This is a genomic window from Methylophilus sp. 'Pure River', assembly GCF_046765995.1.
Lineage (GTDB): Bacteria > Pseudomonadota > Gammaproteobacteria > Burkholderiales > Methylophilaceae > Methylophilus.
Genome location: NZ_JBKOUE010000005.1, coordinates 1 through 26,432, shown reverse-complemented (window position 1 = coordinate 26,432; position 26,432 = coordinate 1). Strand labels below are relative to the sequence as shown.

Sequence of the window (26,432 nt, the reverse complement as noted above, 5' to 3'; positions counted from 1 at the left end):
GTCGGCAGTTAGATTTTGCACTGCGGTTGTGAAAGTATGCGATGTCTATAGTAAATCTCGAGCCCAATGCAATTGCATTGGCAGGTCAGGCCTTGAACGCTGCGTGCAGTGCTGAGGCTTCGGCGAGTTTGAGCACTTCGATTGGCCTGGGTGCTTCTTTTGACTTAACTCACGCCTTTGACCAATGGCGTTCTCTGGTCGATTACTCCGGTTTTTACATTGCCGCAGAAACCGATCAGCTCGGCAATGGCGGTTCTGTGCTGGTCTGTCATACACTTGAGTCAGGCTGTGATTTGTGGGCTTGCCTGCCATTGATCACACATGATCCAATTAAAGCCATTCTAGCCCAGCCTACGCCTGAAATCACCCAGCGCACCATACAAATTGCCTGCCATGATAGCCACAACCGCTGGCTGGAATGCAATGTCTATTACTTTAGCTTGCCGACAGGTGAGCCGCGTAGACTGCTGCTGGTACGCGAAACGACTAATGAACAACAGGCCGCGCTGGCGTTTCAACAAGAGAAGCTACGTGCGATTGCCTATGAACGCTTCCAGTTTTCTATCCTGGAACTGATCTTAAAAGAACAGGATGCGTTCAGGATTTTAGAAAAAATGGTGCGCGATATTGAGGCTATGCACAGGGATGTGTATTGCGCGCTGGTGCTGACCAAAAATCTGGGCAAGTTGGTACAAACAGTGATTGCCCCGTCGTTACCACAAGCATTGCTACAAACATTGCGCCAGTTGCAGCTGGAGGCGGGTAATGGTTCCTTGGCCACGTCTATCGCCATCAAGCAACGGGTGATGGTCGAGAATGTGATGACGCATCCCTATTGGGTGAATCACCGTGAGGCTGCATTGGCCTCTGGCGTGCAAGCAGGCTGGTCTGAGCCGATCTTAACTGCGGATGGGGACGTGCTGGGTGCGTTCGCTATCTATTATCGCCAGCCACAAACCCCAAGCGCGCTTGAACAATCCATGATTGAGCAAGCGACCAAATTAATGAGCCTGGTAATTGATAGGCATTTGTCACAAGAGTCGATTCAAAGCCTGGCTTACCTGGAGCCTGTGACCGGCTTGCCCAACCGCAAAAGAGCTTATGAGGTGTTGCAGCAAATACGCATGCAGCCTGCAACGGGTGAACATTGGGGCGTGGTATATATCGACCTCGATCACTTTAAATGGATTAATGAAGCGCATGGCCATGCAGCAGGTAATAGCTTGTTGCAGCAAGTCGCAGAACGCTTGCAAAAAGTGGCCGAGCAGCACTTTATTGCCTGTATGGGCGGCGATGAGTTCCTGGTCTTGTTATCGGGCCTCGCGGCATCCGAGGATAAAGCCTTGCAGCAGCTATTGTCTGCGCAGCGTAAACTGCAAAAGGTCTTTGAACGCCCGTTTAAAATCGGTAGCCAAAAGTTGCCGATTACAGCCAGCATGGGTTTATGCAACTTTAACGATATCAGCGCCAGCGACACTGACTATGTAAAAGCGGCTGATATTGCCATGCACAAAGCCAAGCAGGGTGGGCGTAATCATGCCTGCGTCTATCAGCCTGGCATGCAAACCGAAATTGCGACGCAAGTGATGCTTGAAACGGAGTTGCGTGAAGCCATCGTGCAGCAACAGCTGCGCTTGCATTACCAGGTACAGGTTGACCACACCGGCCGCCCATTTGGTGCAGAGGTTTTGTTAAGATGGCTGCATCCACAGCGCGGCTTGATTTCACCGCTGCAATTTATCGCTGTGGCAGAAACCAGTGGCTTGATTATCGAAATCGGCATGTGGGTGCTAGACCAGGCTTGCGCACAAATTGCACTGTGGCAACGTTCATTAAACACGCGCGAACTCAGTTTGTCGGTCAATATTAGCGCGCGCCAATTTTGCCAGGCCAATTTTGTGGCCATGGTCAAAGCATGTATTCAACGCCACCAGATTAATCCTAATGCATTGCGCCTAGAGCTGACAGAAAGCGTCTTACTTGAGAACGTGGATGATGCCGTGCGTATCATGGCCGAACTGAGCCAGTTGGGCATCCAGTTCTCACTGGATGATTTTGGCACAGGCTACTCCTCACTGCAGTATTTGAAAAAGCTGCCATTGTATCAACTGAAAATTGACCGCTCGTTTGTGAATGATATTGTCACCGATAGCCATGATCGCACCATTGTCAGGACGATTATTGCCATGGCGCAAAGCATGTACCTGAGTGTAATTGCCGAAGGCGTGGAAACACAAGAGCAGATGGAGTTGCTGTTAAATAACGGTTGTCGCCGCTACCAGGGCTTTTTGTTTGGTCAGCCGATGCCGATTGAACAGTTTAACGACTGGTTGCAGGGCGCGCTGGTTTAAGCGCTTATGGGTTTGTTGCGCCAGATGCCCCTGGCACTTGTTGTGAGGCGGGCGCGGGGACGTCCGAAGTTTCAGGCGTTGGTGCCGCATCTACAGATCCCGCCTGTATCTCGTGCCTGTTAGCCACATTGCTGGTTTGTTGGGCGCTGCTTTCGGCCGTTAAGATGCGTATGGTCATGCGCGTATTCATGGCTTGTGCCAAGGCATTATCGCTGCTGGAAACTGGTTTGGTTTCTGCCATGCCGATAGCCGTCAGTTGTTTGCTGGCAATGCCTTGTGCAACCAGGCTGGCAGCCATATGGGCGGCTTGTGCCGCCGTCAGCTCCCAGCGTTTGGTTTCCGCCTCTGGCTGGCCACTAAACAGCTGTTTATCGCTATGGCCTTCAATCTGTATGGTGCGGTATTCGTTTTTCAGCTGCGCGCCCAGCGCGTTCAAGACAGCAGGGGCTTGCGCGGTATAGCTTGTCTGGTTGTTGTTAAACAGTAGGCTGCTTTGAATATCGACCTCAATGCCGAGTTCGGACTGGTACACGGTGACCAGTTTCTCGTCTATCCAGGGCGTAAGTGCATGGGCTAGCTGTTGACCAATGGCGCGTACCTTTTCCTGGTCGCGCTGCTTTTTCTCTTGATACAAATAGCTCAAGGGCAGGGGTTTGAGCACTGAGCTCTGGTTTTGCAACGTGGCTTGTGTTTGAGCCTCAGGCGCATCCATTTGGCCGGGTTTACCTTGAAAGGCCGTGACCACGGCACTGGAGAGTGCACGGTACTTGTTCAGGTTGATGGTCGAGGTGGCATACATCACCACAAAAAAGGCAAACAACAGGGTGATAAAGTCGGCGTAAGAAATCAGCCAACGGTCATGGCTCTCATCATCGTCGTCCAGTTTTTGGCGCCTGTACATCAGGACTCCCGCAAGTGTAGATAGGATTCCAGGCGCTCGGTGACCAGTTTCGGATTGTCACCACGCGCAATCGACACCCAGGCATTGAGCAGCATTTCGCGCCTGGACATTTCGTGCTGAACATGGCCTTTTAATTTGTTTGAAATCGGCAGGAAGACCAGGTTGGCCAGGGCGACGCCATAAATGGTGGCGACAAAAGCAACGGCAATGCCGCTACCAATTTTGGCCGGGTCAGACAGGTTTTCCATGACGTGAATCAGGCCCAGTACGGCACCCAGAATACCCACGGTGGGCGCATAACCGCCCGCAGCTGACCAGATTTTGGTGGCTTCGCGTTCCTGTAATTCATAGTAATACATATCAATCGCGCAGACTTCGCGAATGCGGTCGGCGGGCGTGCCGTCAACCAGCAGCTGCAAGCCTTTGCGTACAAAAGGATCCTGTTCGCGCTTGATATAGCTTTCCAGTGACAACACGCTTTCCTTGCGCGCCTGCAGGCTCCACTGGTTGATTTTAATGGCGAGCTTTTTTCTGTCGTCCTGTGGGTGTACAAACACCAGGCGTAGCATGCGTATGCCTTTGATAAACAGCTTGAACTCGGTTTGCAGCAACACCGCCCCGGTGGTGCCGAGAATGACGACCGCAAAGGCCGCTGGCTGCATTAATGAGTTGAGGTGGCCGCCATCGATGACCTGGCCAAACACCAGTCCGGCAAGGGCAATGACCAGCCCGGCAATACTGCCCCAATCCATCAGGCCACTCCGGTCCAGGACTTATCGCGCATGGAGGCACGTAAACGGGCCACGGCCTGGCTATGCAACTGACAGACGCGTGATTCGGACACGCTCATGATGGCGCCGATTTCTTTTAAATTGAGCTCTTGCTCGTAATACAAGCCCATGAGCAATTTTTCACGCTCGGGCAAATGGTCGATAGAGTCAATCAATGCTTCGCGGAAATCACTTTCCAGCAAGGATTTGACCGGATCACTGGTGTCGTCATCCACATAACGGTCCAGAAAGTGTTCGCCGCCATCGTCGTCCTGAAAATCTTCGTAGTAAATCAGCTGGTGACCCTGGCAGTCGCTCAAGACATCATAGTAATCATCCAGCGTGAAGTTCATGTGCTTGGCAATCTCTGACTCGGTAGGTGGACGGCCAAACTTTTGTTCCAGTTGCTGTACGGCGACCTCGATATCGCGCATGTTTTTGCGGATACCGCGTGGCAACCAGTCGGCACCGCGCAATTCATCCAGCATGGCACCACGCACCCGCTGGGAGGCGTAGGTTTCAAATTGTGCGCCGTGATTATCTTCATAACGCTGAATCGCATCCATCAGGCCTATCATGCCTGCTTGCACCAGGTCATCGAGCTCGACGCAGGAGGGCAGCTTGGCTTTTAATTGATAAGCCATTTTTTTAACCAGACCGCTATGCTGTTTCAGCATCTGGTCGGTATTGTTAGTCGTGCCTTTAGCGGTATACATGTTTTTCCTCTTTTTACTTTAGGCAACAGCCAGTGATGGCGTGGTGATCCGTTGCTTTTCGAGACGATGTGCCACTGATTTAAAAGCCAATGCGGTCTGGCCAGCTTCGGCAACCGCAGCCTTGGCATTGCCCGCTTTCTTCTGTTCGGCCGTGACTTCTGCCGGCATGGCGCCGATAAAGTCCAGCGTGACGCCCAGAAACTGCTTGCATACCTGGTTCAAGCGCATAAAGTATTGTTGACCCTGATCATGATTGGCCCCTGTCACCACCACGCCCAACGGGATCTGTCCATGCTGCTGGCTGATGTGCTTGATCGTCACATAGGCAGCTTTAATGGCGGTATCAGATCTGTCCATTTGAATCACCAGTTCATGCTCTGCAATGAGTGGCATCATCAGGCTGTGGTCTTGCGTATCCAGCTGTGCTTCAATCATGACGGTATCGTAATCGTACGAAAGTTGTTTCACTATACCGTCCAGCTGCAGTTTTAAATCCTGAGATAAAGGCGAGGTTAACAGGTCATTTTCGGCCAAACAGGTCAGGTCATAGCCTTGCGGATGTTTGAGGATGGCGCGCTTGAGTGCACTGTTGTTGGTCACGATGGACTGTAATGAATGCGCTAGCCCTGGCTGACGGTTGGCGTGTATCAACAGCAAGCGTTGTTCAGGGGCAAGCATGCCCAGTGCCAGATTGCGCATCCAGGGAGTGGCCGGCTGGCCATTGGCGCCAATCACGCTGATAATCCGTGCCGAGGTTTTGGCCATGATACGGCGTAAACCATCTGCCTGGTCGCGGTAATTAAACATGTTGCTGCTCCTGGCCAGCGGTTTGCATCATGCTGGAAATTACCAGCGGTAACTCTTCATCCAGATATTGGTAAGGCAAGCTGGCCTGATGCGGTGTCAACACGCGTTCGATCAGGGCTGGCTTGTCGGCCACTTCAATATCTTCAGGCACGCGTTGGCCACTGGTGGTGTAGAACAGGCGCATACGTTCGCGGATCAATACATCCAGCACGTTGCCAATCGCGGCGGCTTCGTCCAGCTTGGTGACGATACAACCGGCGATATCATGTTTTTTGTAGCTGCGCATCACATCGGTCAGCGTGTCACCGGTAGAGGTGGCATTCAGGCACAGCAACTTCTGAATCGGGCTATCTGCACGGCTTAGCATGGAAAGCTGCTCAGTGACCGCCTGGTCGCGCTGGCTGACGCCAACGGTATCCACCAGGATCATGTGTTTGTTTTTTAGCTCATTCAGTGCAATTTTCAGGTCTTCTTCATCTTTGACGGCATGCACCATCACGCCCAGGATCTTGCCGTAGATACGCAGTTGTTCGTAACCGCCGATACGGTAGCTGTCTGTGGTGATCAGGCCCAGGTTCTGTGTACCATGTTTCATCACATAACGTGCCGCCAGTTTGGCTGTGGTGGTGGTTTTACCCACCCCTGTCGGGCCAACCAGGGCGTAGATACCGCCACGATCCAGCAATGCATCTTCGTCATCCAGCGTATGCAGGTTGCGGCTGATGACTTCTTTGGCCCACATCGGCGCTTTGTTGACATCAATTTGGTTTGGCATTTTTTCAGCAATCTGGCGTGACAGTGAGGCGCTGAAGTTGGCTGAGAGCAGGGTGCTCAGCACTTTGGATTTAGCCGGGCTGTGTTGCAAATGATGCTGCCAGGTCATTGCACTCATCTGGGTTTCAAAATGGCTGCGCATCTGACGCATTTCCTGCATCATGCCCATCATTTTGTCTTCCAGTGTTTGCGTCGCTACCTGGTAAGCCTGTTCCTGTTGTTCGCTATGCTGTTTCAGCATATCCATGATCGCGCCTTCGTTGGCGGCAGCTTCTTCAGCCACAGGCGCGTTGTGTTGTACGCTAGGGGCAGGCATCACCGCTTGTGGTGCTGCCTGGCGCGTTGGCTGGCCTTGTGCATTGACAAAGTCCAGCAAGCTGCGCGATTGCTCCATACCTGTCTCGGTCGGCGCTGAACTGGCGTTGGATGCAATATCCGTTTCCAGCATGGCCATGATTTCGGTGCCACCATTGACACTGCGGTTCGCAACAATAATGGCATCGTCGCCTAATGCCTGTTTGACTTGCGCCAATGCTTCACGTGCATTTTTGCCAAAGAATCTTCTGATATTCATATTATTGCGCTCCGATTAAACTGGTGACACGAATGGATTTGTTATCTGGCAGCTCGTCATGCGACAGCACTCTGAGATGCGGGACGGTTCTTCTTAAGAATCTGGATAAAGCCTGGCGTAGCGGGGCAGCCACCAATAATACCGGGGTCAGGCCCATTTGCTCTTGTTGTCTGGCAGCGACTTCAGTCTGTTGAGACAGTCTTTCGGCAATGCCAGGCTCAATCACGCTCTGGTTGGATTGGTTGTTTTGCAAAGCCTGCAGCAGCAGTCTTTCCAGTTGACCATCCAGCGTCATGGCGGTAATTTCATTGCTGTATGGGAACAGGTCCTGCACGATGGCGCGGCCAAGCTTGATGCGCACCATAGAGGTCAGGTCATTGGTGTCCTGGGTATATTGCGCATGATCAGCCAGCGTTTCGAGGATGGAGCGCATATCACGGATATGTACGCCTTCGTTGAGCAGGTTTTGCAATACTTTTTGCAGGCTGGACAGCGTAATCATTTTTGGCACGATTTCTTCAATCAGCTTGCTGGACTCTTTGCCCAGATGGTCCAGTAATTGCTGTACTTCTTGACGGCCCAGCAATTCGCCAGCATTCAGCGAAATAATATGATTGAGGTGGGTGGCAATCACGGTGCCCGCATCCACCACGGTATAGCCCAGGCTTTGGGCATATTCTTTACGGTCTGGCTCTATCCATACCGCTGGCAGGCCAAAGGCCGGGTCAGTGGTTCTGGCACCATCCAGCTCGCCGGTCACTGCGCCTGGGTCAATCGCCAGCATCTGGTGGTAGTTGGATTCACCACTGGCCATTTCAACACCTTTCATGGTGATGCGATAAGCGTTTGGTTTCAGGGTCAGGTTGTCGCGGATATGCACGGTAGGCGCCAAGAAGCCGATTTCCTGGGCAAACTTCTTGCGGATGCCTTTGATACGTTTGAGCAGCTCGCCACCCTGGCCTTTATCCACCAGAGGAATCAGTCTGTAACCGACTTCCAGGCCAATGGTATCGACTGGCAACACATCATTCCAGGTGGCTTCTTCAGCTTCGCTGGCAGGCGCCAGTTTATCTTCTGGTTGTGGTTCCAGCACGGCTTGTTGTTTGGCTTTTTCCTGCTTTTGTTTCACGCTGTAAGCCATGCCGCCCAGCAAGCCGCCCAGGCCGAGGAAGGCCAGGTGAGGCATGCCTGGAATCAGGCCGATACCACCGATAATACCGGCAGTCACCGTCAGCACGCGTGGGTTTTCAAACAGTTGGCTAATCAGCTGGCCGCCAATGTCTTCATTGTTAGCCACGCGGGAAACCACCACACCGGCAGCAATTGAAATCACCAGTGAAGGAATCTGTGCCACCAGGCCATCACCAATCGCCAGCATGGTGTAGTTTTTAACCGCTTCATCAAAGGCGAGGTCATGTTGCACCATGCCGACAATCAGGCCGCCAACAATGTTGATAATGATGATCAAAATACCGGCAATGGCATCACCACGTACATATTTACTGGCACCGTCCATCGCGCCGTAGAATTCGGATTCCTGGCCAACTTCTTTACGGCGGCGACGGGCTTCGTCTTCGCCAATCAGGCCGGCGTTCAAGTCGGCATCAATCGCCATTTGTTTACCTGGCATCGCATCCAAGGTGAAACGGGCGCCGACTTCAGCAATACGGCCAGCACCTTTGGTGATCACGGTAAAGTTAATAATGGTCAGGATCACAAACACCACAATACCGACGGCGTAGTTACCACCAATCAAAAAGTGGCCAAAGGCTTCAATCACTTTACCTGCCGCATCCGGGCCAGCATGGCCTTCTGTCAGCACGACGCGGGTAGACGCCACGTTGAGCGCCAGGCGTAACATGGTGGTCATCAACAGCACGGTAGGGAAGGCGATAAAGTCCAGCGGTTTGGTGGTTTGCAGGCCTATCATCAAGACCAGGATAGACAGTGCAATATTAAAGGTGAAGAACACATCGAGCATGATGGCCGGTAACGGCAGGATCATCATGGCCAGCAGCAATACAATAATGAGTGGCGCGGCGATTGCTCGTCCGTCCATTTTTCCCATCCATTGTTGCCAATTGTTCATCGTAAACTCCTAAGCCTGCAATTATTCAATCACTGCCGCACTTGCTGGCGCGGCATTCAGCGCATGTGGATCCAGCGCATCTGGTACTGGCACGTTGGCTGGCATCGCAGGACGCACGCCACCATGCTGTTTAAACACACGCAGTTGGAACACGTAAGCCAGAATCTCGGCCACTGCGGCATAAAGCGTTTGTGGAATCTCGCGCTCCAGTTCGGCATGTGCATATAAGGCACGTGCCAGTTTTGGCGATTCCAGCGTCATGACTTCATGTTCAGCGGCAATTTCCTTGATCTTCTGTGCAATCACATCTGCACCTTTAGCGACCACAATCGGTGCGCCGTTTTCACCTTCTTTATAGCGAATCGCCACCGCATAGTGGGTTGGGTTGGTAATCACCACATCTGCCTGCGGCACATTGCTCATCATTCTTCTGCGGGCCATCTCGCGTTGTTGCTGGCGGATACGGCCTTTAATCTCAGGGCTGCCTTCTGACTCTTTGGATTCATCCTTCAGCTCTTGCTTGGTCATTTTGTGTTTCTGCGCATATTGATAGAGCTGGTAGGGCACATCAATCACCGCAATCAACACCAGCGCAGAAGCAATGGTCAGGAAGCCGGTCACCATATAATCACTGACTGTGCTGATCCCGGTTGCCAGTGGCATTTGGGACAAGCTCAGCATAGGCTGCAAATCTTTTTTAACGATGGTGTAGCCCACAGACGCCACCAGAATTGTTTTGGCAATCGATTTCAGTAACTCCACCAGCGAGTTTTTGGAAAACAGATTAGCCAGGCCTTTGATCGGGTTGAGCTTGCCGAAGTTAGGCACCAGGGATTTTTGTGACATCACCCAGCCGCCCACCAGAATCGGCGCTGCGACAGCGACCGAGACAATAATCACGGCCAGTGGCAGAAATGCCCACAGCGCCTGTTCAAGCACTTTCATCATGTGCACGATCAGCAGTTGTGGCTCAAAGGCCATGGCATGGTCAATGCTCAGGCCTTGTCTCAACACGTTTTTCAATGCGTCACCCATCGGGCGGCTCAGCATCATGATCGCCATGCCGCTGGTGAACAGCACCGCACATGCAGCCAGTTCGCGAGAGCGGGGAACGTCGCCGTCTTCGCGTGCCTTCTCCAATCGCTTGGGGGACGCGTCTTCGGTTTTTTCCATATCGCTGTCTTCAGCTGCCATGTCCTAAACTCTTTCGTTTCACGGATACAACGCACAAGTTGTATTTCTTATGAGTGATTATTGGCTAGAAAAACGCTTTTTTATGTCTGGAATAAAAGGGCTTATTGGCCGCTTTCTATCAGTTACGGCTTGCTGGATGTTAATAAGTGCAAATAATAAAGTTATTATTCTTTTTAAAACAATGTGTTATGTGTTTTGTTGATTTTTTTTGAGCCGCAGCCCTAAAGTTTTAGTTTGTGCTGTCGTTAACCGGGATAGCACAAATAGTTTTTATGAAAGCCTTAAACCCAGACGAAACAGACAAAAAACAGTTGTTTACGGAATACAACAGGAAAACTTTAATTATTTTTTGAATTGGATTGATCACAATGCTGCGAACATAGACGTAAAGTTGTTGCGGTGTAACATTAAAATTACGCCATAACTTATTGATATTTATAGTTGTGGTGATTGCCATGTAGGGGTTTGTCAGACAAACACCTACATGGCTGTTTTCGTCTGTCTTACAAAAGAAACCGACAAACCCTGATTGTTGCTCTTCATGATTGCGCGCAAAGTACGCCTAACGCTCAGGCGGACTTAAATTAACGCTAAAAAAACGGAGACAAGATCATGAACATGCAAAACGATTTACTCGCTGAAATCAAAGATGCCAACCTGAACTATCTGATGTTGGCCCAACAACTGATCCGCGCTGACAAAGCCACTGCGATTTTCCGCCTCGGTATTAATAAGGAAATTGCAGACCTGCTGGAAAACCTGACTAACCTGCAATTACTCAAACTCTGTAACACCAATATGTTGCTGACTCGCTTCCGTTTTGATGACAGCGAAATCCTGGGCATGTTGACCAGCTACTCCAAAGACCCAGCGCAAGCACATCTGCATACTGCAGTACTGATGTCTGCCCAGGCTGCCGACTCCACTGTATAACAGTGTAGACGTTTCCATCTGTCGATAAGAAATAGAAAAGAGGGTTATCATGCAAAAGAAGAGTGTAGTAAACGAAGCAGAACAAATTCAACTGGCAATGCAAATGATCTCGCTGGGCGCACGCCTGCAATTGCTGGAATCTCAAACGACATTGTCCCGTGAGCGTTTGATCAAGCTGTACAAAGAGATGAAAGGCGTTTCTCCTCCAAAAGGCATGTTGCCATTCTCAACCGACTGGTTCTTGACCTGGCAGCCAAACATCCATTCTTCCATTTTCTACAATATCTATCGCTTTATGGTGGATTACGCTGGCGTAGACGGTATCCAGGCCATTATCAAAGCCTACACCCTGTATATGCAGCAAGTACAAAATCCTGATGCAGCGCAACAAGAAGAGCCTGTGCTGTCACTGACCCGTGCCTGGACCCTTGTGCGCTTTATCGAAAGCAAAATGCTGACAACCAAAGTCTGTCATTGCTGCGGCGGTAACTACATCGTCAACAGCTACGACCTGAACCAGAACTATGTATGCAACCTGTGCCACGTGCCTTCACGTGCCGGTAAAACCAAAAAAGCCAAAGAACTCAGCTACAAACTGGTTTCAATGACTGCTTAACAGGTGATGCGCAGGCGATGATACATCCTGCGAAATGAAGGATACAGCATGCACTCGGTAGAACTTCCGGTAGAGGCGTTGCCATCCCAGCCATGGGCGCAGCGTCTCTTGCCAAAAAGATTATGGTCCCAGGCCTTGCTGATCCAATGTGTGAGTATGCTGTTGATGACGGGCCTGGCGCCTGGCGTGATCAACAGCGTATTTGCGTTTGAACTACGTAGTTTGGGCATCCGGCTGGATTCGATCTGGTTCTGGTTATTACCTCATATCTGCGTTGTCAGTGTGCTCGCGAAAGCTGCGCGTATGCCGGTCTGGTGGCGCTGGATCCATGTGATTTTTCCGGTGGCTGTGATTTTTATGCAGCAGGTGGCGTTGCCTGCCACGGTGTATTTTGCCGGTTTTGTCATCACCCTGGCTTTATACTGGTCTGTGCATAACACACGCGTCCCGTTTTACCCGTCTTTTCCGTCTACCTGGCGTGCCATGCACCATATTCTGGAACAGCATGCAGACGACCACTCCCTGAAAGTACTCGACATTGGCAGCGGCATTGGTGACATCGCCATGTTTTTGGCCAAACAACGCATACACGATGAAGTTTCAGGCATCGAAATTGCCCCGTTGCCCTGGGCTATCAGTGCTGTGCGTGCCATCTTTTCCGGCACCAGCGTTAAATTTACCCTAGGCGATTACCGCGACCTCGATTTTGCAACGCTGGATGTGGTTTTTGCCTATCTATCGCCAGCCGTGATGAGTGATGTCTGGCAAAAGGTGCAACAGGAAATGCGTCCAGGCAGCTTGTTTGTGAGTTCGGAGTTTCCAGTCACGGCGGTCGATGCCAGCCGCATTATCTATCCTGCAGTCAATGCGCCAGCCTTGTATGTGTACCGCATCGACGCAACACCATCCCCATCACACCCTTAAGCCTTGATAACGCGCTTTCGCGGGTCTAAAGGTAGGCAAAGTATTTTAACCATCCTGTGTGCCTGCCGGTTAATTTTCAGTCAATCCTGTCGATATGACTGATGCAGCTTAACCAATCAGGAGTCAGTGTGATGCAGTCTGAGCCCCACCTGCGCGAAGCGCTATCTAGCCGTCATTACCAGTCTTTGCTGGCCTCACTCAACCAGGTCATTATCAGTGAAACGCTGGATGGGCTGGTGAGTAGCTGGAATGCAGCCGCTGAGCGCATGTTTGGGTATTCGGCAGAGCAAATGCTCGGGCGTCATATCACGCGTATTTTTCCAGACGACAAATTAAACGAGCAAAAAAGCATTATTGAGAAGATCAGCAGCGGCGAGCGCTTGTTGCAACTGCGCACGGTGCGCCTGGACAAGGACCAGCGGCCGTTGCATGTGATGGTAACTATTTCGCCCATTCTGGATGTGCAGGGCGGGATTGAAGGCATTGCCAGCATTGTTGAGAGCCTGACTGACCTGATCTTTAAAGAAAAAGCCCTCAATGAACTGACCAAGTATAAAAACAACTTGGCCTCTATCGTTGAGTCTTCTGATGATGCCATTATCAGTAAAACGCTGGAAGGGGTGGTCACCAGCTGGAACAGGGCGGCAGAGCATATTTTTGGCTATACGGCAGAAGAAATGATAGGCAAGCCCATGCTGACGATCTTTCCGCCAGACCGCATTGACGAAGAAACCCAGATACTGAACAAGCTCAAAGCCGGTGAGAAGGTCGATCATTTCCAGACCATACGTTTGCACAAGTCTGGCAAACAGGTGCATCTCTCGGTCACGGTATCGCCAATTTACGACTCTGAAGGCAATATTGTCGGTGCTTCCAAAATTGCGCGCGACATCACGGAAAAGCTGTATGTGGAAAAACTGATCTGGCGGCAGGCCAATTACGATACGCTGACCAATTTGCCAAATCGCAGATTATTCATGGATAGGCTGAACCTGGAAATGAACAAGGCGAAACGGGAGATGCATGGTTTAACCGTCATGTTCATCGACCTCGATCATTTCAAGGAGGTCAATGATTCTCTGGGCCACGATATTGGCGACGAATTGCTGCTTAAAGTCAGCACCAGAATACGCGATTGTTTCCGCCAGTCGGATATGGTTTCGCGTTTTGGCGGCGACGAGTTTGTGGCACTGATGCCGTCGTTGAATCAGCGTGCCGACATCGATCACGTCAGTGCCAAACTACTCAAAAAACTCAACGCGCCTTTTACCCTTGAAGATGGCAATATGGTGTATGTGGCGGCCAGTATCGGCATTACGGTGTATCCCATGGATGGGCATACCGATCAGGAGCTCATCAAGCACGCAGACCAGGCCATGTATGAAGCCAAGCGCAAAGGCCGCAACCAGGCCAGGTACTTTATTCCGGCCATGCAAACCTCGCTGGACAAGCATCATCAGCTAGGGGTGGATTTACGCTTTGCCATTCAAAACAATGAGTTTGTGCTGCACTATCAGCCGATTTTCAATCTGACAACCAACCGGATTGAGAAGGCTGAGGCGTTGATCCGCTGGAATCATCCGCTGCTGGGGCAACTGGCACCGATGGAGTTTATCCCGATTGCCGAGGAAACAGACATTATCCATCCACTGGGCGACTGGGTATTCAAGACTGCCAGCCGTCAGCTCAAGCAGTGGATAGATCGCTATCAACTGCCATTGCAGCTCAGTATCAACAAGTCTCCCGTGCAATTTAACATGGGCAACGATGTGCCTGCCTGGCAAGCTTTTTTGCAGGAAATCGGCCTGTCCGGCGAGCACCTCATTGTCGAAATCACCGAGTCAACCATGATGGCGCAATCCGAAGTCACTCAAAAGAAACTGCTGGGCTTTGCAGATGCTGGGATACAGGTGGCCATTGATGATTTTGGCACCGGCTACTCGTCACTGGCTTACCTGAACAAGTTTCATATTGACTACATCAAGATTGACAAAGCCTTTGTGCAAGACATCAAACATGATTGCAACGACTTGCACCTGTGTGAGGCGATTATTGTCATGGCGCATAAGCTGGGCCTGAAAGTGGTGGCGGAGGGCGTAGAAACAGAAGAGCAGCACCGTTTGCTGCAATCTATACACTGTGATTACGGCCAGGGCTTTTACTACTCGAGGCCGCTCACCCATGAAGCACTGGAAGCTTTGCTGGCAAACAGCGCGCTGGTTACGGTCTAACATCCTCATGCAGTTAGCTATGTGAAGCTAGCTGTTCTCCCGCTAAATTGACTCAAGCCAGCGAATTTGGCTGGCTAAATCCCTTTTATTTGAAAAAATGAATATGGCTCCTGGTTGCTATGCTACGTGTAGTTAACTGCTAAAAGTGGAGCAAAAGCATGTTTGTCATCATTGGGTATGTCGTAGTTTGTGGCATGGTGTTTGGGGGGTACGCGCTGGCTGGCGGCCATTTAGGTGCGCTATGGCAGCCGCTGGAGGTCATGATGATTTTCGGTGGTGCGTTTGGGGCTTTTATTGTCGGTAACGACACCAAGGCCATTAAAGCCACCTTGAAAGCCATTCCCACCTTGTTTAAAGGCTCTAAATATAACAAGCAGTTGTATATGGATTTGCTGGCCTTGTTGTTCGAAATCCTGACCAAAATCCGCAAGGATGGCCTGATGTCGATTGAGAAAGACATCGAAGACCCTGAATCCAGTGCCTTGTTTACTAAATATCCTTCCATTGTGCACGACCATCATCTGGTCGAGTTTATCTGCGATTACCTGCGCCTCATGGTCTCCGGCAATATGGATGCATTTCAGGTAGAAAACCTGATGGATAACGAACTGGAAACCCACCATATGGAAGGCCATGTGCCTGCCCATTGTATTGCCAAACTGGGCGACGGCTTACCGGCGTTTGGTATTGTGGCGGCGGTGATGGGCGTGGTGCACACCATGGAAAACGTGGCATTGCCACCGGCTGAGCTGGGTATCCTGATTGCCCACGCGCTGGTGGGTACTTTCCTCGGTATTTTGCTGGCCTATGGTTTTATTGGCCCGTTGTCAGGCCTGCTGGAGCAAAAGCTGGAAGAGTCCAGCAAGAGCTTCCAGACCGTTAAAGTCGTGTTGCTGGCCAGCCTGAATGGTTATGCACCACCGATTGCCGTCGAGTTTGGCCGCAAAGTCCTGTACTCCACTGAGCGTCCTGGCTTTACCGAGCTCGAAGAGCACGTTAAACAGGCAAAATCCAAGTAACTATTAAGGCCGCCGGGAGAGCGTCATGGCAGAAGAGCATATTGCCCCGATTATTGTCAAAAAGATCAAAAAGGGTGGCGGTGGCCATCACGGTGGTGCCTGGAAGATTGCCTATGCTGACTTTGTGACAGCGATGATGGCGTTTTTCCTGTTGATGTGGTTGCTGGGGTCTACCTCCAAGGCGCAAAAAGAGGGCATTGCCGAATATTTCCAGACGCCTTTGCATATGGTGTTGATGGGTCCTTCACTCGGCCAGAGTGACTCAGCCCTGAAGAATACCGGTGGTAAAGATGTCACCAAAAAGCAGGGGCAGGTCAAGCCGGTAGAAGGCGATCCGGGCAAGCTCAAAACCGTCAAACTGGAAGACGTTAAAGAAGTCTTGAAACAGGCCGAAAAAGTCAAACTGGAAGCCTTGAAAGCCAAGATTGAGCAAGCCATCGAAGACAACCCGACCTTGCAGCAGTTTAAGTCACAGCTCAAGCTGGATATCACCAGTGAAGGCTTGCGCGTGCAGATTATTGACGAGCAAAACCGGCCCATGTTTGAGAACGCCAAAGCCGAGTTGCAACCGTATGCCAAGACGATTTTGCGTGAAATCGGCAAAACGCTGAATGGGGTAGATAACAAAATCAGTTTGTCCGGCCATACCGATGCGGCGGGTTATGCCAATGGCGACCATGGCTACAGTAACTGGGAGTTGTCTGCTGACCGCGCCAACGCTTCACGGCGTGAGTTGATTGCGGGCGGCATGGATGAAACCAAGCTCATGCGGGTGGTTGGCCTGGGCTCGGCCATCATGATGGATAAGGAAAATCCGTTTAATCCGATTAACCGCCGCATCAGTTTAATTGTCATGAACAAGGAAACGGAAGAGGAGTTACTCAAGGATAACGAACAGATTTCTGTCAGTGAGCATGACAAAACGCAAGTAGAGGCATTGCAGAATAAAACGGAAAAGCCTTCACCATAGCAAGGAATAGAGAAAAGGCTGGCCGTTAAAGCGTACAAGAAATAAGTCATTTTTACATTGTTTATTTCTTGATTGAAAAACCGGGGAATCAGGCAAAATAGGACCACTATGAAAACATTGCCCATAGAAGAGTTAAGAGAATTACTGGCCGCAGTCTCGCGTCACGGTGACTGGCACCTGCTCGAAATCGAAACTGATTTGCAGCAAACTGCCTTTTTACTGAATGAAGCGATTGAAAAGCTGAGCGCCAGTTTTATGACGGTGTATGCCCAGCTCACAGACCAACAGGCTGCACTGCAGTTGTTGGCAGACGCTGGCAAATTGCAACCGGAAGAAATGCAGCAACTGCAGGTGTTTCAGGACAGCATCGGTCTGGAAGTGAATAAAGTGGTGACCGGCATGCAGTTCCAGGACATGACCAACCAGTTGTTGCAGCGCACCATCAACCGTGTGCATGGCTTAAAAGATTTGTTACATGAGCTGTCCAGTCATCAGTTCCCGATGGCTGCGGATGACGAGCATGAAGAAATCAGGCGCTTCATCATGCAGCTTAACCAGAATTTTGATCAGGGTAGCCAGCACCTGACCGGCAATTTACGCAAGTCGGTCAATCAGCAAGACTTGGCTACCGGTGACATAGACTTATTTTAATACAGCAGCGTTTAACGAAATTAGTGAAAAAGGCGAATCAAACATGGCGAAAACAATTTTAACAGTAGACGACTCCGGATCCCTGCGTCAGATGGTGGCTTTTAGTCTGAAAGCTGCTGGCTATGATGTCGTGCAGGCCGTCGATGGTCAGGATGGCCTCAATAAAGCCAAGGAAAAAACTGTGGATCTGGTACTGACAGATCAAAACATGCCGGTGATGGATGGCCTGACCCTGATTACCAATTTGCGCACACTCGCTTCCTACCAGAAAGTGCCTATCCTGATGTTGACCACAGAGTCTTCTGACGAGATGAAGGCAAAAGGGAAAGCGGCAGGTGCCAATGGCTGGTTGGTGAAGCCTTTTGATCCTAAACGCCTGATTGAAGTTGTTCAAAAAGTAATCGGTGCCTAAGCGCCGCTGGTAAAGGAACTGGAGTAAACAATGACAGTGGATATGAGCCAGTTTTATGAGGTGTTCTTTGACGAAGCCGAGGAGTTGTTGGCTGAAGCAGAGCACCTGTTGCTTGGTATCGATGTGGAATCGCCAGATGTCGAGCAATTAAACGCTATTTTCAGAGCGGCACACTCTATTAAAGGGGGCGCCGCTACGTTTGGTTTTATGGACATGACAGAAATTACGCATGTGCTGGAAAACCTGCTCGACAAAATCCGTAAAAACGAGATGGCGTTGACCACCGAACACGTGGATGCGTTTTTGGCTGCCAAAGATGTGATCAAGATGCAAGTCGATGGTCATCGTCATGGCTCAGACGTGAATGCTGAGCAAGTGAGCGATGTCGCGATGATGCTGAAGTCACTTTCTGAAGGCAAGGCCGCGGTGGCAGCTGCACCGGTTGAGGCTGCTGCCAGTGTTGAAGCTGCGCCTGCTGCAGCGCCAGCCGCTGAAGTGGCAAAACCTGCATTGACGATTACGGACGAGGAAAAAGCCAAAGGCATGACCTTGTACGACGTTGGTTTGCCTACCGTGACTGAAAAAGACCTGGCTAACCTCAAAGACGAGTTGGCCTTGTTAGGTGAAGTCGCCGTGTATCAACGCAGCGAGAATGTACATGCCGTGCTGGTGAAAACTGATTCCAGTGCTGACGACATTGTCTCTATCTGTTCCTTTATTGTTGACGCCGATGCCTTGGTGATCCAGGTTGCGGGCGATACAGCCAGTGCGCCTGCACCAGCCGCCGTGGAAACGGCACCAGTTGCCGCACCGGTGGAAGCTGCGCCAGCTGCTGCAGAAGCGGATGCCGGTTATGGTTTCTTTGATAATGACCCGATTATCAAAACCGACGCCAAAGCGGATGATGGCAAAGTACAAGTGGCTGAAGAAATGGGCTACGGTCTGTTTGCCAGCAATGGCCAGGACCAGCAGGAAGAGGGCTACGGTTTCTTTGCACCGTTCAAACCACATCCTGATGCGCCTAAGGCACAAATGATTGGTGATGATAATGCAGCCGCTGCGATGGCAAAAGCCAAGGCAGAAGCAGCCGCAACACCGGTGGCCGCAGCACCGCAAGAAGAACGCCGTCAGCAACAAGGCCGTCGTGAAACTGACAAGCCTGCTGCAGCCGCACAGAGTGCAGAAAGCACTTCGATTCGTGTGGGCATCGAGAAAGTGGACCAGTTGATTAACCTGGTCGGCGAACTGGTGATTACACAAGCGATGATTGAGCAACGTGTGAATGCCCTCGACCCGGTCGATAACGAAGCATTGATTAATAGTGTTGGCCAGTTGACCCGTAACACCCGTGACTTGCAAGAGTCTGTGATGTCTATCCGCATGATGCCGATGGACTTTGTGTTCTCACGCTTCCCACGTATGGTGCGTGACCTGGCGGGTAAATTGGGCAAAAAGGTTGAATTTGTTACCAGCGGTGCAACTACTGAGCTGGATAAGAGTTTGATTGAGCGTATTGTGGATCCATTGACCCACCTGGTACGTAACAGCGTTGACCACGGTATTGAAAAACCGGAAGTGCGCCGTGAAATGGGCAAGCCGGAAAGCGGTACGTTAACCCTGTCTGCAGCGCATAAAGGCGGCAGCATCGTGATTGAAGTGACCGATGATGGCGGTGGTTTGAACCGCGACAAGATTCTGGCCAAAGCAGCCTCCAATGGTTTGCCTGTCAATGAAAGCATGACTGACAACGAAGTGTTCAGCCTGATTTTTGCACCAGGTTTCTCCACGGCTGAGGTGGTCACCGACGTGTCTGGCCGTGGTGTAGGCATGGACGTGGTGAAACGGAATATTACCTCCATGGGCGGTCATATTGAGATTCGCTCGGCGCTTGGCTATGGCACAACCATTTCGATTTCATTGCCACTCACACTGGCGATTCTGGACGGTATGTCTGTGTCGCTGGGCAAGAGCATCTATGTGGTGCCTCTGAACCTGATTGTAGAAACACTGCAACCACGTGCCGAGGACTTGAAAACAGTGACTGGCGAAGGTTTGATGGTGCATGTGCGTGGCGAATATTTACCGATTATCGCCTTGCATGCCTTGTTTAATCATCCAACCGAGATCACGACCCCGACTGACGGTGTGTTATTGATCCTGGAGGCCGACGGTAAGAAATCCGCCTTGTTTGTCGACCGTTTGGTTGGCCAGCAGCAAGTGGTGATCAAGAGTCTGGAAACCAACTTCAAGCGTATTCCGGGCGTCTCGGGCGCCACCATCATGGGCGATGGCTCAGTGGCACTGATTCTGGATGTGCCAGCCATTATCCAGATGGGGCAAACCACAAACTATGTGACGGGTGGCATGGCATTTTCCAACCAGAACTATTTAACTTCACAAAATACCATCAATGCATAAGGAGCATATGCAATGAGTACAAGCACAGAAATGAGCAATTCCTTGAGCGGCAACGCAGGTAATGGCTTGAAAACCGCAGCGGGTGAATACCTGACCTTTGTCCTGGGCAGCGAGCAATACGGCATCGAGATTCTCAAAGTGCAAGAGATTCGCGGCTACGACGCGGTGACCCAAATCGCCAACATGCCGTCTTTCATTAAAGGCGTGATTAACCTGCGCGGCAAGATCGTGCCGATTGTCGATTTGCGTATTAAATTCAACCTGGGCAAGGTCGAGTATAACGAATTCACCGTGGTGATTATTCTCAACCTCAACGGGCGTATTGTCGGCATCGTCGTCGATGGCGTGTCGGATGTGCGTGAGTTGCGTGAAGAGCATCTGCGTGAAGTGCCATCACTGGTGACCCGTATTGACACCAAGTACATCGTCGGCCTGGCGACCATCGAGCAGGAAATGCTGATCCTGGTGGACATCGATAAGCTGATGACCAGCGATGAGATGCAACTGATGGAAGCCGCAGTACATTAATTAACAGAAAACTATAAAAACGTGCACAACAGCAAAAACATAAGCGCGACTACTCTTAACGGAGATCTTTTTTAAGGATAAAAATTATGTTTTCTACCATCGTTAACAAGTTGGCAGCAGGCACTCGGGATTATCAAGGGGTTTTAGATGAGGTCGCAGAATTTAGCGCCCTTAAAACTGAGATCAATAAAGCAAGAGCGATTGTGGAGTTGAATGGCAAGGGAGATATTAGCCATGTTAACGACAATCTGTGTCAGTCGCTGGGTTACAGCGCAAAAGAGCTGGTTGGCCAGCACCACCGTGTGCTACTGAATCGTGAAGACTCAGGCAAGCCGGACTATGATCAGTTCTGGCAGGCATTACAGTCTGGCAAGTCCCAGGGCGGGGCATTTAAGCTGACGAACAAGGCAGGCCAGGACGTCTGGTTCCAGGGGTATTATGCGCCTGTCATGCAGGGGTCGCAGCTACGTAAAGTGGTGGCCTACCTGACAGATGTGACCGCGGATAAAAAACGCAACCTGGCTTTACAAGAAGAAGAAAAGGCCTTGAATCAATCCTTCGGCGTGATGGAATGTGACCTGCAAGGACATATCCTGGACTGTAACGAGGTGTTCCTGAAGCCTTTAGGCTACCAACATGATGAGGTGGTTGGTAAGCATATTTCTATCCTTTTAAAAGCAAATACGGCCCAAAGTGCTGAATATAAGCAACTTTGGGAGAAGTTGAATAAAGGCGAAAACGCCAAGCTGGAAATCTGCCGCGTTGCTAAGAACGGTAGCGAGTACTGGTTTAGTACCAGCTATGTGCCTATCGTTGATGCCGCAGGCAAGGTGCTTAAAGTCAAAGTCTATTCCTATTGCATCACCCAGGAAAAACAGCGCCAGCTGGACTTTGAAGGCCAGATTTTTGCTGTGAATCACTCACAAGGGGTGATTCAGTTTGACATGGCGGGCAATATTCTGACCGCCAATGATAATGTGTTGAATCTGACCGGCTACAAACTGGATGAGATTATCGGCAAACATCACAGCATGTTTGTCAGTGAGCGTTTTAAAAACAGCCAAGAATACAAAGACTTCTGGGCGAAACTGAACCGTGGCGAGGCCGATGTTGGTGTTTATCACCGCTATGGCAAACAAGGCCAGGACATTTACATGCAGGCGTCTTACAACCCGATTATCGGGCTGGATGGCAAACCGGTGAAAGTGGTTAAATTCGCCACTGATATCACCAAGGCGGTATTGGCGGATCAGGCGCAGAAGGTGAAAGCCCGCGAAGCGACCATGATTAAAAATGCTTTGGAGGCTTCATCGAATAGTTTGATGATGGCTGACAAAGACGGCGTTATTACCTATATGAACCCGGCTGCGCTGGAGCTCATGCGCGAATCCAGCAAAACATTCAAACAGTTATTTCCGCACTTCGATGCAGAGAAGCTGATTGGTCAAAGCTATGATGTATTTCATAAAAATCCGTCACATCAACGTAATTTGCTGGGTGGCCTGACTGGCAAGCATCAAACCGAAATTGGTGTGGGCGATATGTTCTTCCGCCTGACGGCAAACCCGATTTTTGACAATGATGGCGAACGTCTGGGCACTGTGATTGAATGGGTAGACCAAACGCAAGACAAGCGTGTGGAGAACCAGATCAAGGAAGCGCTGAAATTAGCCGTTGACGGTGATGTGACCTATAGACTGGACAGCTCGATTGCCAAAGGGGCTGCAGTTGAAACCATGAACTCCATCAACCAGTTGCTGGATATCATGAACGATATCCTGATCAACGTGCGTGATGCCGGTGAAACCATTAATACAGCCGCGCATGAAATCTCTAGCGGTAACAATGATTTGTCCAGCCGTACCGAGCAGCAGGCTTCTAACCTGGAAGAAACAGCGTCCAGCATGGAGCAACTGGCTTCTACCGTGAAACAGAACGCTGAAAACGCACGTCAGGCCAACCAAATGGCCGAAGCCGCGTCACAAGTGGCGATTCGTGGCGGTGACGTGGTGGGTAACGTCGTCACGACCATGAGTGCAATTAACGAGAGCGCCCGCAAAATCGAAGATATTATTTCTGTGATTGACGGCATTGCTTTCCAAACCAATATCCTGGCACTGAACGCGGCGGTAGAAGCGGCGCGTGCAGGTGAGCAGGGTAGAGGTTTTGCGGTGGTGGCAGGTGAAGTGCGCAATTTGGCACAACGTTCAGCCAGTGCTGCAAAAGAAATTAAAGAGTTGATTACTGACTCAGTGAATAAAACCGCTGACGGCACCAAACTGGTGGAAACGGCCGGTGAGACCATGCACGAAGTGGTGACTTCTGTACAACGTGTGACCGATATCATGAGTGAAATTACAGCGGCTTCTGCTGAACAAAGCTCAGGCATTAACCAGGTTAACGATGCAGTGAACCATATGGATGAAGTCACCCAGCAAAACGCTGCCCTGGTCGAAGAAGCTGCAGCTGCAGCTGAGTCACTGGTTGAGCAAGCGTCTAACCTGATGGATACGGTGAACAGATTCAAGGTGCGCGGTGGTACCACACAAGCCACACACGCTTCTACACCACGGGCTGTGGCCGCCAGCCGTCCGGCTGCACCCGTCAGCAAGCCTAAACCGGCAGCGCACACGCCTAGTTATCAGCCAACCAAAGCCGCAAAAACCGGCACGGATGATACAGAGTGGGAAGAGTTTTAATGGAGTGATTTAACCCATGTGATTGCTTGTTTCTGTGAGAGGAAAAGCCCATGACAAATGTCTTTCTGAAAGTGGTGAGTGCCCTGGTTGAAGGTTTTTTGTTGTGGGCATCTGCAGTAATTGGTTATCCCTTATAAAGGGCGTGTCTTAATAAAAGGGCATGTTTCACGATAAATCATGATGCCCATGCAGTCCCTTTTACAAACCGACGAAAGTCGGTTTTTTTATGCCTGTTGCATGTGGCGATACGGGTAGTTAAACGGGTGCTTATAGGCCATAAAGTAGTAGTTCATAGATTGAAATACAAACGGCCGCTTTTTTCTGCAATTGAAAATACCCCTGTGCTTTTATCATGATAAAACCATCTATCTCATGTGGTTGATTGCAACGAGGCAGTCTCCATTGATAAGCAATGTGTAGGCAGCAGTCTAGGCTGACCTGTGACTACATGGCGCAAAACGGCGAGAACAATATGCAGACGTTTCATGATTGAGATGTATACAACGACGTATGCATGACGCCCGTGCCACACGGCCATCATCCCCTCACGCTTGAGCGCTTATATTTTACGTTTTCTCGATGTTTAATCGATTGATGGCTATTCGATTAAATTTTTCACACAGAGGATGCGTCATGCTTAACCGACTCTCAATTACCAAAAAACTGACTTTGATGGCATGCATTATCTTGCTGCCGTTAACTTACCTGGCTTCAGTCAATATCCTTAAAAACAAGGCCGATATCCGGACAACCGATGCTGAAGTCCAGGGCATCGCTTTAATCAGTCCGCTCATGGTCATGATTGAGGATGTGCAGAAACATCGCGGCTTGATGGCCAACTACCTTGGTGGCAAGCGCGAGCTGCAACCGAAAATTGCCGAGTTGGAGTCCAAGCTGGACAAAGACATTGAAGCGATACGCCTCATGCACGAGACTTCCCAGGTCGTGAGCCACGACGATCCTTACTGGATTGAGTTTTCAGAGAAATGGCAAACCGCCATTACCAACTATAAAACCCTGACATTATCCAGCCTGGCAGCCAGCCGCGAGGAAAGCTTTGTCAAACACACCGCGATTATTAATTTCCTGATTGAAGCGACCGTGATCAAGGCAGATATCAGTGGCTTGACGCTGGATCCGCTGGAGGAGTCCTATTACATGATGGACACTGCGGTGCTGAAAGTCCCGCCGTTGATTGAAGTCATGGCGCAAGTGCGTGGCTTGGGGGCCGGGGTGCTGGCCAAGCAAACGATGTCGGAAAATGAGCGTTTGAAACTGGAAGGGCTGGTGAATGCGATTGAGCAGACCGATGGCCGTTTTATGCACAATATGCATGTACTCGCACGTTACGACCAGAAAAACACACAAGAAATACAACCCTTGATTGACGCTACGCAGCATATCAAACAGTTGTTGATGACCGCGATTTTAAAGAATGAATCACTATCTTATGATTCACAGCAATATTTCAATCAGGCGAGTGCGCACATTGATACCGCTTATAAAAGCTATTATGCCCTGATGAATCAACTGCAGCACACCCTGCAAAAAAGAGTCACACAGCAAGAATACCAACTCTATACCACACTGGCGATGACCGCATTGGGGCTGTGCCTGGTGCTTTGGATTGTGTATGTAGTGTCACGGGATATTATTGCCAAGTCCAGACTGGCCAAACAAATGATGGAAGACCTGGTGCAAGGGCATATCCAGGCGCAGCAGCTGGAAATTGTGCCACATGATGAGCTGGACGAGGTCATCATTTCAGCAGGCAAGCTGAATCATACGATACATACCCTGGTCAACGAGTCCAAACAACTGGCCACTTTTGCCAGTGCTGGCAATTTGAGTGCGCGTGGTGATAGCCACAAGTTTGATGGCGAATACCGGGTGCTGGTGGATAGTATTAACCAGACACTGGATGGCGTGATTCTGCCGTTGAATGTGGCGGCGCAGTATGTGGATGATATTTCCAAAGGCAGGATTCCGGCCAAGATTACCGATGCCTACAAAGGGGATTTCAATACCATTAAAAATAACCTGAACCAGTGTATTGATGCGGTGCAGGCCCTGGTTGCCGACGCCAATATGCTGTCGCAGGCTGCTGTGGCAGGCCGTTTGTCGACGCGAGCCGATGCCAGCAGGCATCAGGGCGACTTCCGCAAGATCGTGCAAGGGGTCAATGAGACACTGGATGCCGTGATTGGCCCGTTGAATGTGGCTGCCAAATATGTGGAAGATATTTCACATGGTCATATTCCGGCCAAAATCAGTGATCATTACAATGGCGACTTCAATACCATTAAAAACAATCTCAACCAGTGTATCGATGCCGTCAACGCACTGGTGAGCGATGCCAACATGCTGTCAAAAGCAGCCGTGGATGGTCAGCTCTCTACACGTGCCGATGCCGCCAAGCATCATGGGGATTTCCGCAAGATTGTTGAAGGCGTAAATAACACCCTGGACTCCGTGATTAGCCCGCTGAATGTCGCCGCAAACTACGTGGACCGTATCTCTAAAGGCGATATCCCCGCGCGTATCAATGAGCATTACCATGGTGACTTCAATGCGCTCAAGAATAACCTCAATACTTGCGTGGATGCCGTGAATCAGCTGGTGGCTGATGCTGACCTGCTGGCAAATGCGGCCAAAGAAGGCCGCATCACCGTGCGAGCTGATGTGGATAAACACAACGGTGACTTCCGCAAGATTATCGAAGGTGTGAACAACACGCTGGATTTGATTGTAGAGCCGATTATTGCTGTCACCGAAGCTGTAGAAACGATCACGACGGCGGCGAACGAGATCTCCAGCGGTAACTCCGACTTGTCAGCGCGTACTGAGCAACAGGC

General features: G+C 50.5%; 20 protein-coding genes. 13 read left to right on the top strand and 7 right to left on the bottom strand.

Annotated features, from left to right (window positions below; translation table 11 throughout):
- Nucleotides 1-41 precede the first annotated feature (41 nt).
- On the top strand, nucleotides 42-2,351 hold the full coding sequence (locus tag ACIDE9_RS06920) for a putative bifunctional diguanylate cyclase/phosphodiesterase (RefSeq protein WP_411993748.1): 2,310 nt from the start codon (nucleotides 42-44) through the stop codon (nucleotides 2,349-2,351).
- 4 nt (nucleotides 2,352-2,355) lie between these two features.
- Here ACIDE9_RS06920 and ACIDE9_RS06915 read toward each other — a convergent pair whose 3' ends face one another.
- The 7 genes from ACIDE9_RS06915 to flhB are packed head-to-tail and all read right to left on the bottom strand — an operon-like array spanning nucleotide 2,356 to nucleotide 10,176.
- Nucleotides 2,356-3,252 carry a flagellar motor protein MotB gene (locus ACIDE9_RS06915; RefSeq protein WP_411993747.1) on the bottom strand — a complete coding sequence of 299 codons (897 nt, stop codon included), beginning with the start codon at nucleotides 3,250-3,252 and terminating at the stop codon, nucleotides 2,356-2,358.
- Complete coding sequence (locus tag ACIDE9_RS06910; RefSeq protein WP_194753764.1) at nucleotides 3,252-4,004, bottom strand: flagellar motor protein; 753 nt, start codon at nucleotides 4,002-4,004, stop codon at nucleotides 3,252-3,254. The genes ACIDE9_RS06915 and ACIDE9_RS06910 overlap by 1 nt, the downstream gene beginning before the upstream one ends.
- Nucleotides 4,004-4,738: an RNA polymerase sigma factor FliA gene (locus tag ACIDE9_RS06905; protein WP_194741940.1), complete on the bottom strand. Its 735-nt coding sequence runs from the start codon at nucleotides 4,736-4,738 to the stop codon at nucleotides 4,004-4,006. Before ACIDE9_RS06905 ends, ACIDE9_RS06910 begins: the two co-directional genes overlap by 1 nt.
- 18 nt (nucleotides 4,739-4,756) lie before the next feature.
- A complete protein-coding gene (locus tag ACIDE9_RS06900; RefSeq protein WP_411993745.1) occupies nucleotides 4,757-5,545 on the bottom strand; it encodes a MinD/ParA family protein in 789 nt (262 codons plus the stop codon).
- Complete coding sequence (gene flhF / locus ACIDE9_RS06895; RefSeq protein WP_411993743.1) at nucleotides 5,538-6,893, bottom strand: flagellar biosynthesis protein FlhF; 1,356 nt, start codon at nucleotides 6,891-6,893, stop codon at nucleotides 5,538-5,540. Before flhF ends, ACIDE9_RS06900 begins: the two co-directional genes overlap by 8 nt.
- Nucleotide 6,894: 1 nt before the next feature.
- A complete protein-coding gene (gene flhA, locus ACIDE9_RS06890) occupies nucleotides 6,895-8,982 on the bottom strand; it encodes a flagellar biosynthesis protein FlhA (RefSeq protein ID WP_194753767.1) in 2,088 nt (695 codons plus the stop codon).
- 21 nt (nucleotides 8,983-9,003) lie between these two features.
- On the bottom strand, nucleotides 9,004-10,176 hold the full coding sequence (flhB, locus tag ACIDE9_RS06885; protein ID WP_411993742.1) for a flagellar biosynthesis protein FlhB: 1,173 nt from the start codon (nucleotides 10,174-10,176) through the stop codon (nucleotides 9,004-9,006).
- A gap of 612 nt (nucleotides 10,177-10,788) precedes the next feature.
- On the opposite strand from flhB, the gene flhD reads away from it, so the two are divergent.
- The 12 genes from flhD to ACIDE9_RS06825 form a co-directional block, all read left to right on the top strand.
- A complete protein-coding gene (gene flhD, locus ACIDE9_RS06880) occupies nucleotides 10,789-11,109 on the top strand; it encodes a flagellar transcriptional regulator FlhD (RefSeq protein WP_019882294.1) in 321 nt (106 codons plus the stop codon).
- Between the two features lie 49 nt (nucleotides 11,110-11,158).
- Nucleotides 11,159-11,725, top strand: coding sequence for a flagellar transcriptional regulator FlhC (gene flhC / locus ACIDE9_RS06875; protein ID WP_194741946.1), 567 nt, complete (start codon nucleotides 11,159-11,161; stop codon nucleotides 11,723-11,725).
- Between the two features lie 48 nt (nucleotides 11,726-11,773).
- Entirely contained in the window at nucleotides 11,774-12,649 is an 876-nt protein-coding gene (locus tag ACIDE9_RS06870) for a class I SAM-dependent methyltransferase (protein WP_411993740.1), read from the top strand.
- A gap of 131 nt (nucleotides 12,650-12,780) precedes the next feature.
- Nucleotides 12,781-14,880, top strand: coding sequence for a putative bifunctional diguanylate cyclase/phosphodiesterase (locus tag ACIDE9_RS06865; protein WP_411993738.1), 2,100 nt, complete (start codon nucleotides 12,781-12,783; stop codon nucleotides 14,878-14,880).
- 158 nt (nucleotides 14,881-15,038) lie between these two features.
- Nucleotides 15,039-15,899 (top strand): flagellar motor stator protein MotA, encoded by an 861-nt coding sequence (gene motA / locus ACIDE9_RS06860; protein WP_194753771.1) that lies wholly within the window; start codon nucleotides 15,039-15,041, stop codon nucleotides 15,897-15,899.
- Between the two features lie 25 nt (nucleotides 15,900-15,924).
- A complete protein-coding gene (gene motB, locus ACIDE9_RS06855; protein ID WP_194753772.1) occupies nucleotides 15,925-16,869 on the top strand; it encodes a flagellar motor protein MotB in 945 nt (314 codons plus the stop codon).
- Nucleotides 16,870-16,977: 108 nt separating this feature from the next.
- The gene (locus ACIDE9_RS06850; protein ID WP_194753773.1) at nucleotides 16,978-17,520 is read left to right on the top strand and encodes a chemotaxis protein; all 543 of its coding nucleotides are present in this window, start codon (nucleotides 16,978-16,980) and stop codon (nucleotides 17,518-17,520) included.
- 43 nt (nucleotides 17,521-17,563) lie between these two features.
- A complete protein-coding gene (locus ACIDE9_RS06845; protein ID WP_018985223.1) occupies nucleotides 17,564-17,932 on the top strand; it encodes a response regulator in 369 nt (122 codons plus the stop codon).
- A 30-nt stretch (nucleotides 17,933-17,962) separates the two neighbouring features.
- Entirely contained in the window at nucleotides 17,963-20,350 is a 2,388-nt protein-coding gene (locus ACIDE9_RS06840; RefSeq protein ID WP_411993734.1) for a chemotaxis protein CheW, read from the top strand.
- A gap of 12 nt (nucleotides 20,351-20,362) precedes the next feature.
- Complete coding sequence (locus ACIDE9_RS06835; protein WP_019882302.1) at nucleotides 20,363-20,878, top strand: chemotaxis protein CheW; 516 nt, start codon at nucleotides 20,363-20,365, stop codon at nucleotides 20,876-20,878.
- Nucleotides 20,879-20,964: 86 nt separating this feature from the next.
- Nucleotides 20,965-23,577, top strand: coding sequence for a methyl-accepting chemotaxis protein (locus ACIDE9_RS06830; protein ID WP_411993732.1), 2,613 nt, complete (start codon nucleotides 20,965-20,967; stop codon nucleotides 23,575-23,577).
- A gap of 633 nt (nucleotides 23,578-24,210) precedes the next feature.
- A partial coding sequence (locus ACIDE9_RS06825) for a nitrate- and nitrite sensing domain-containing protein (protein ID WP_411993730.1) occupies nucleotides 24,211-26,432 on the top strand: 2,222 nt, incomplete at its 3' end.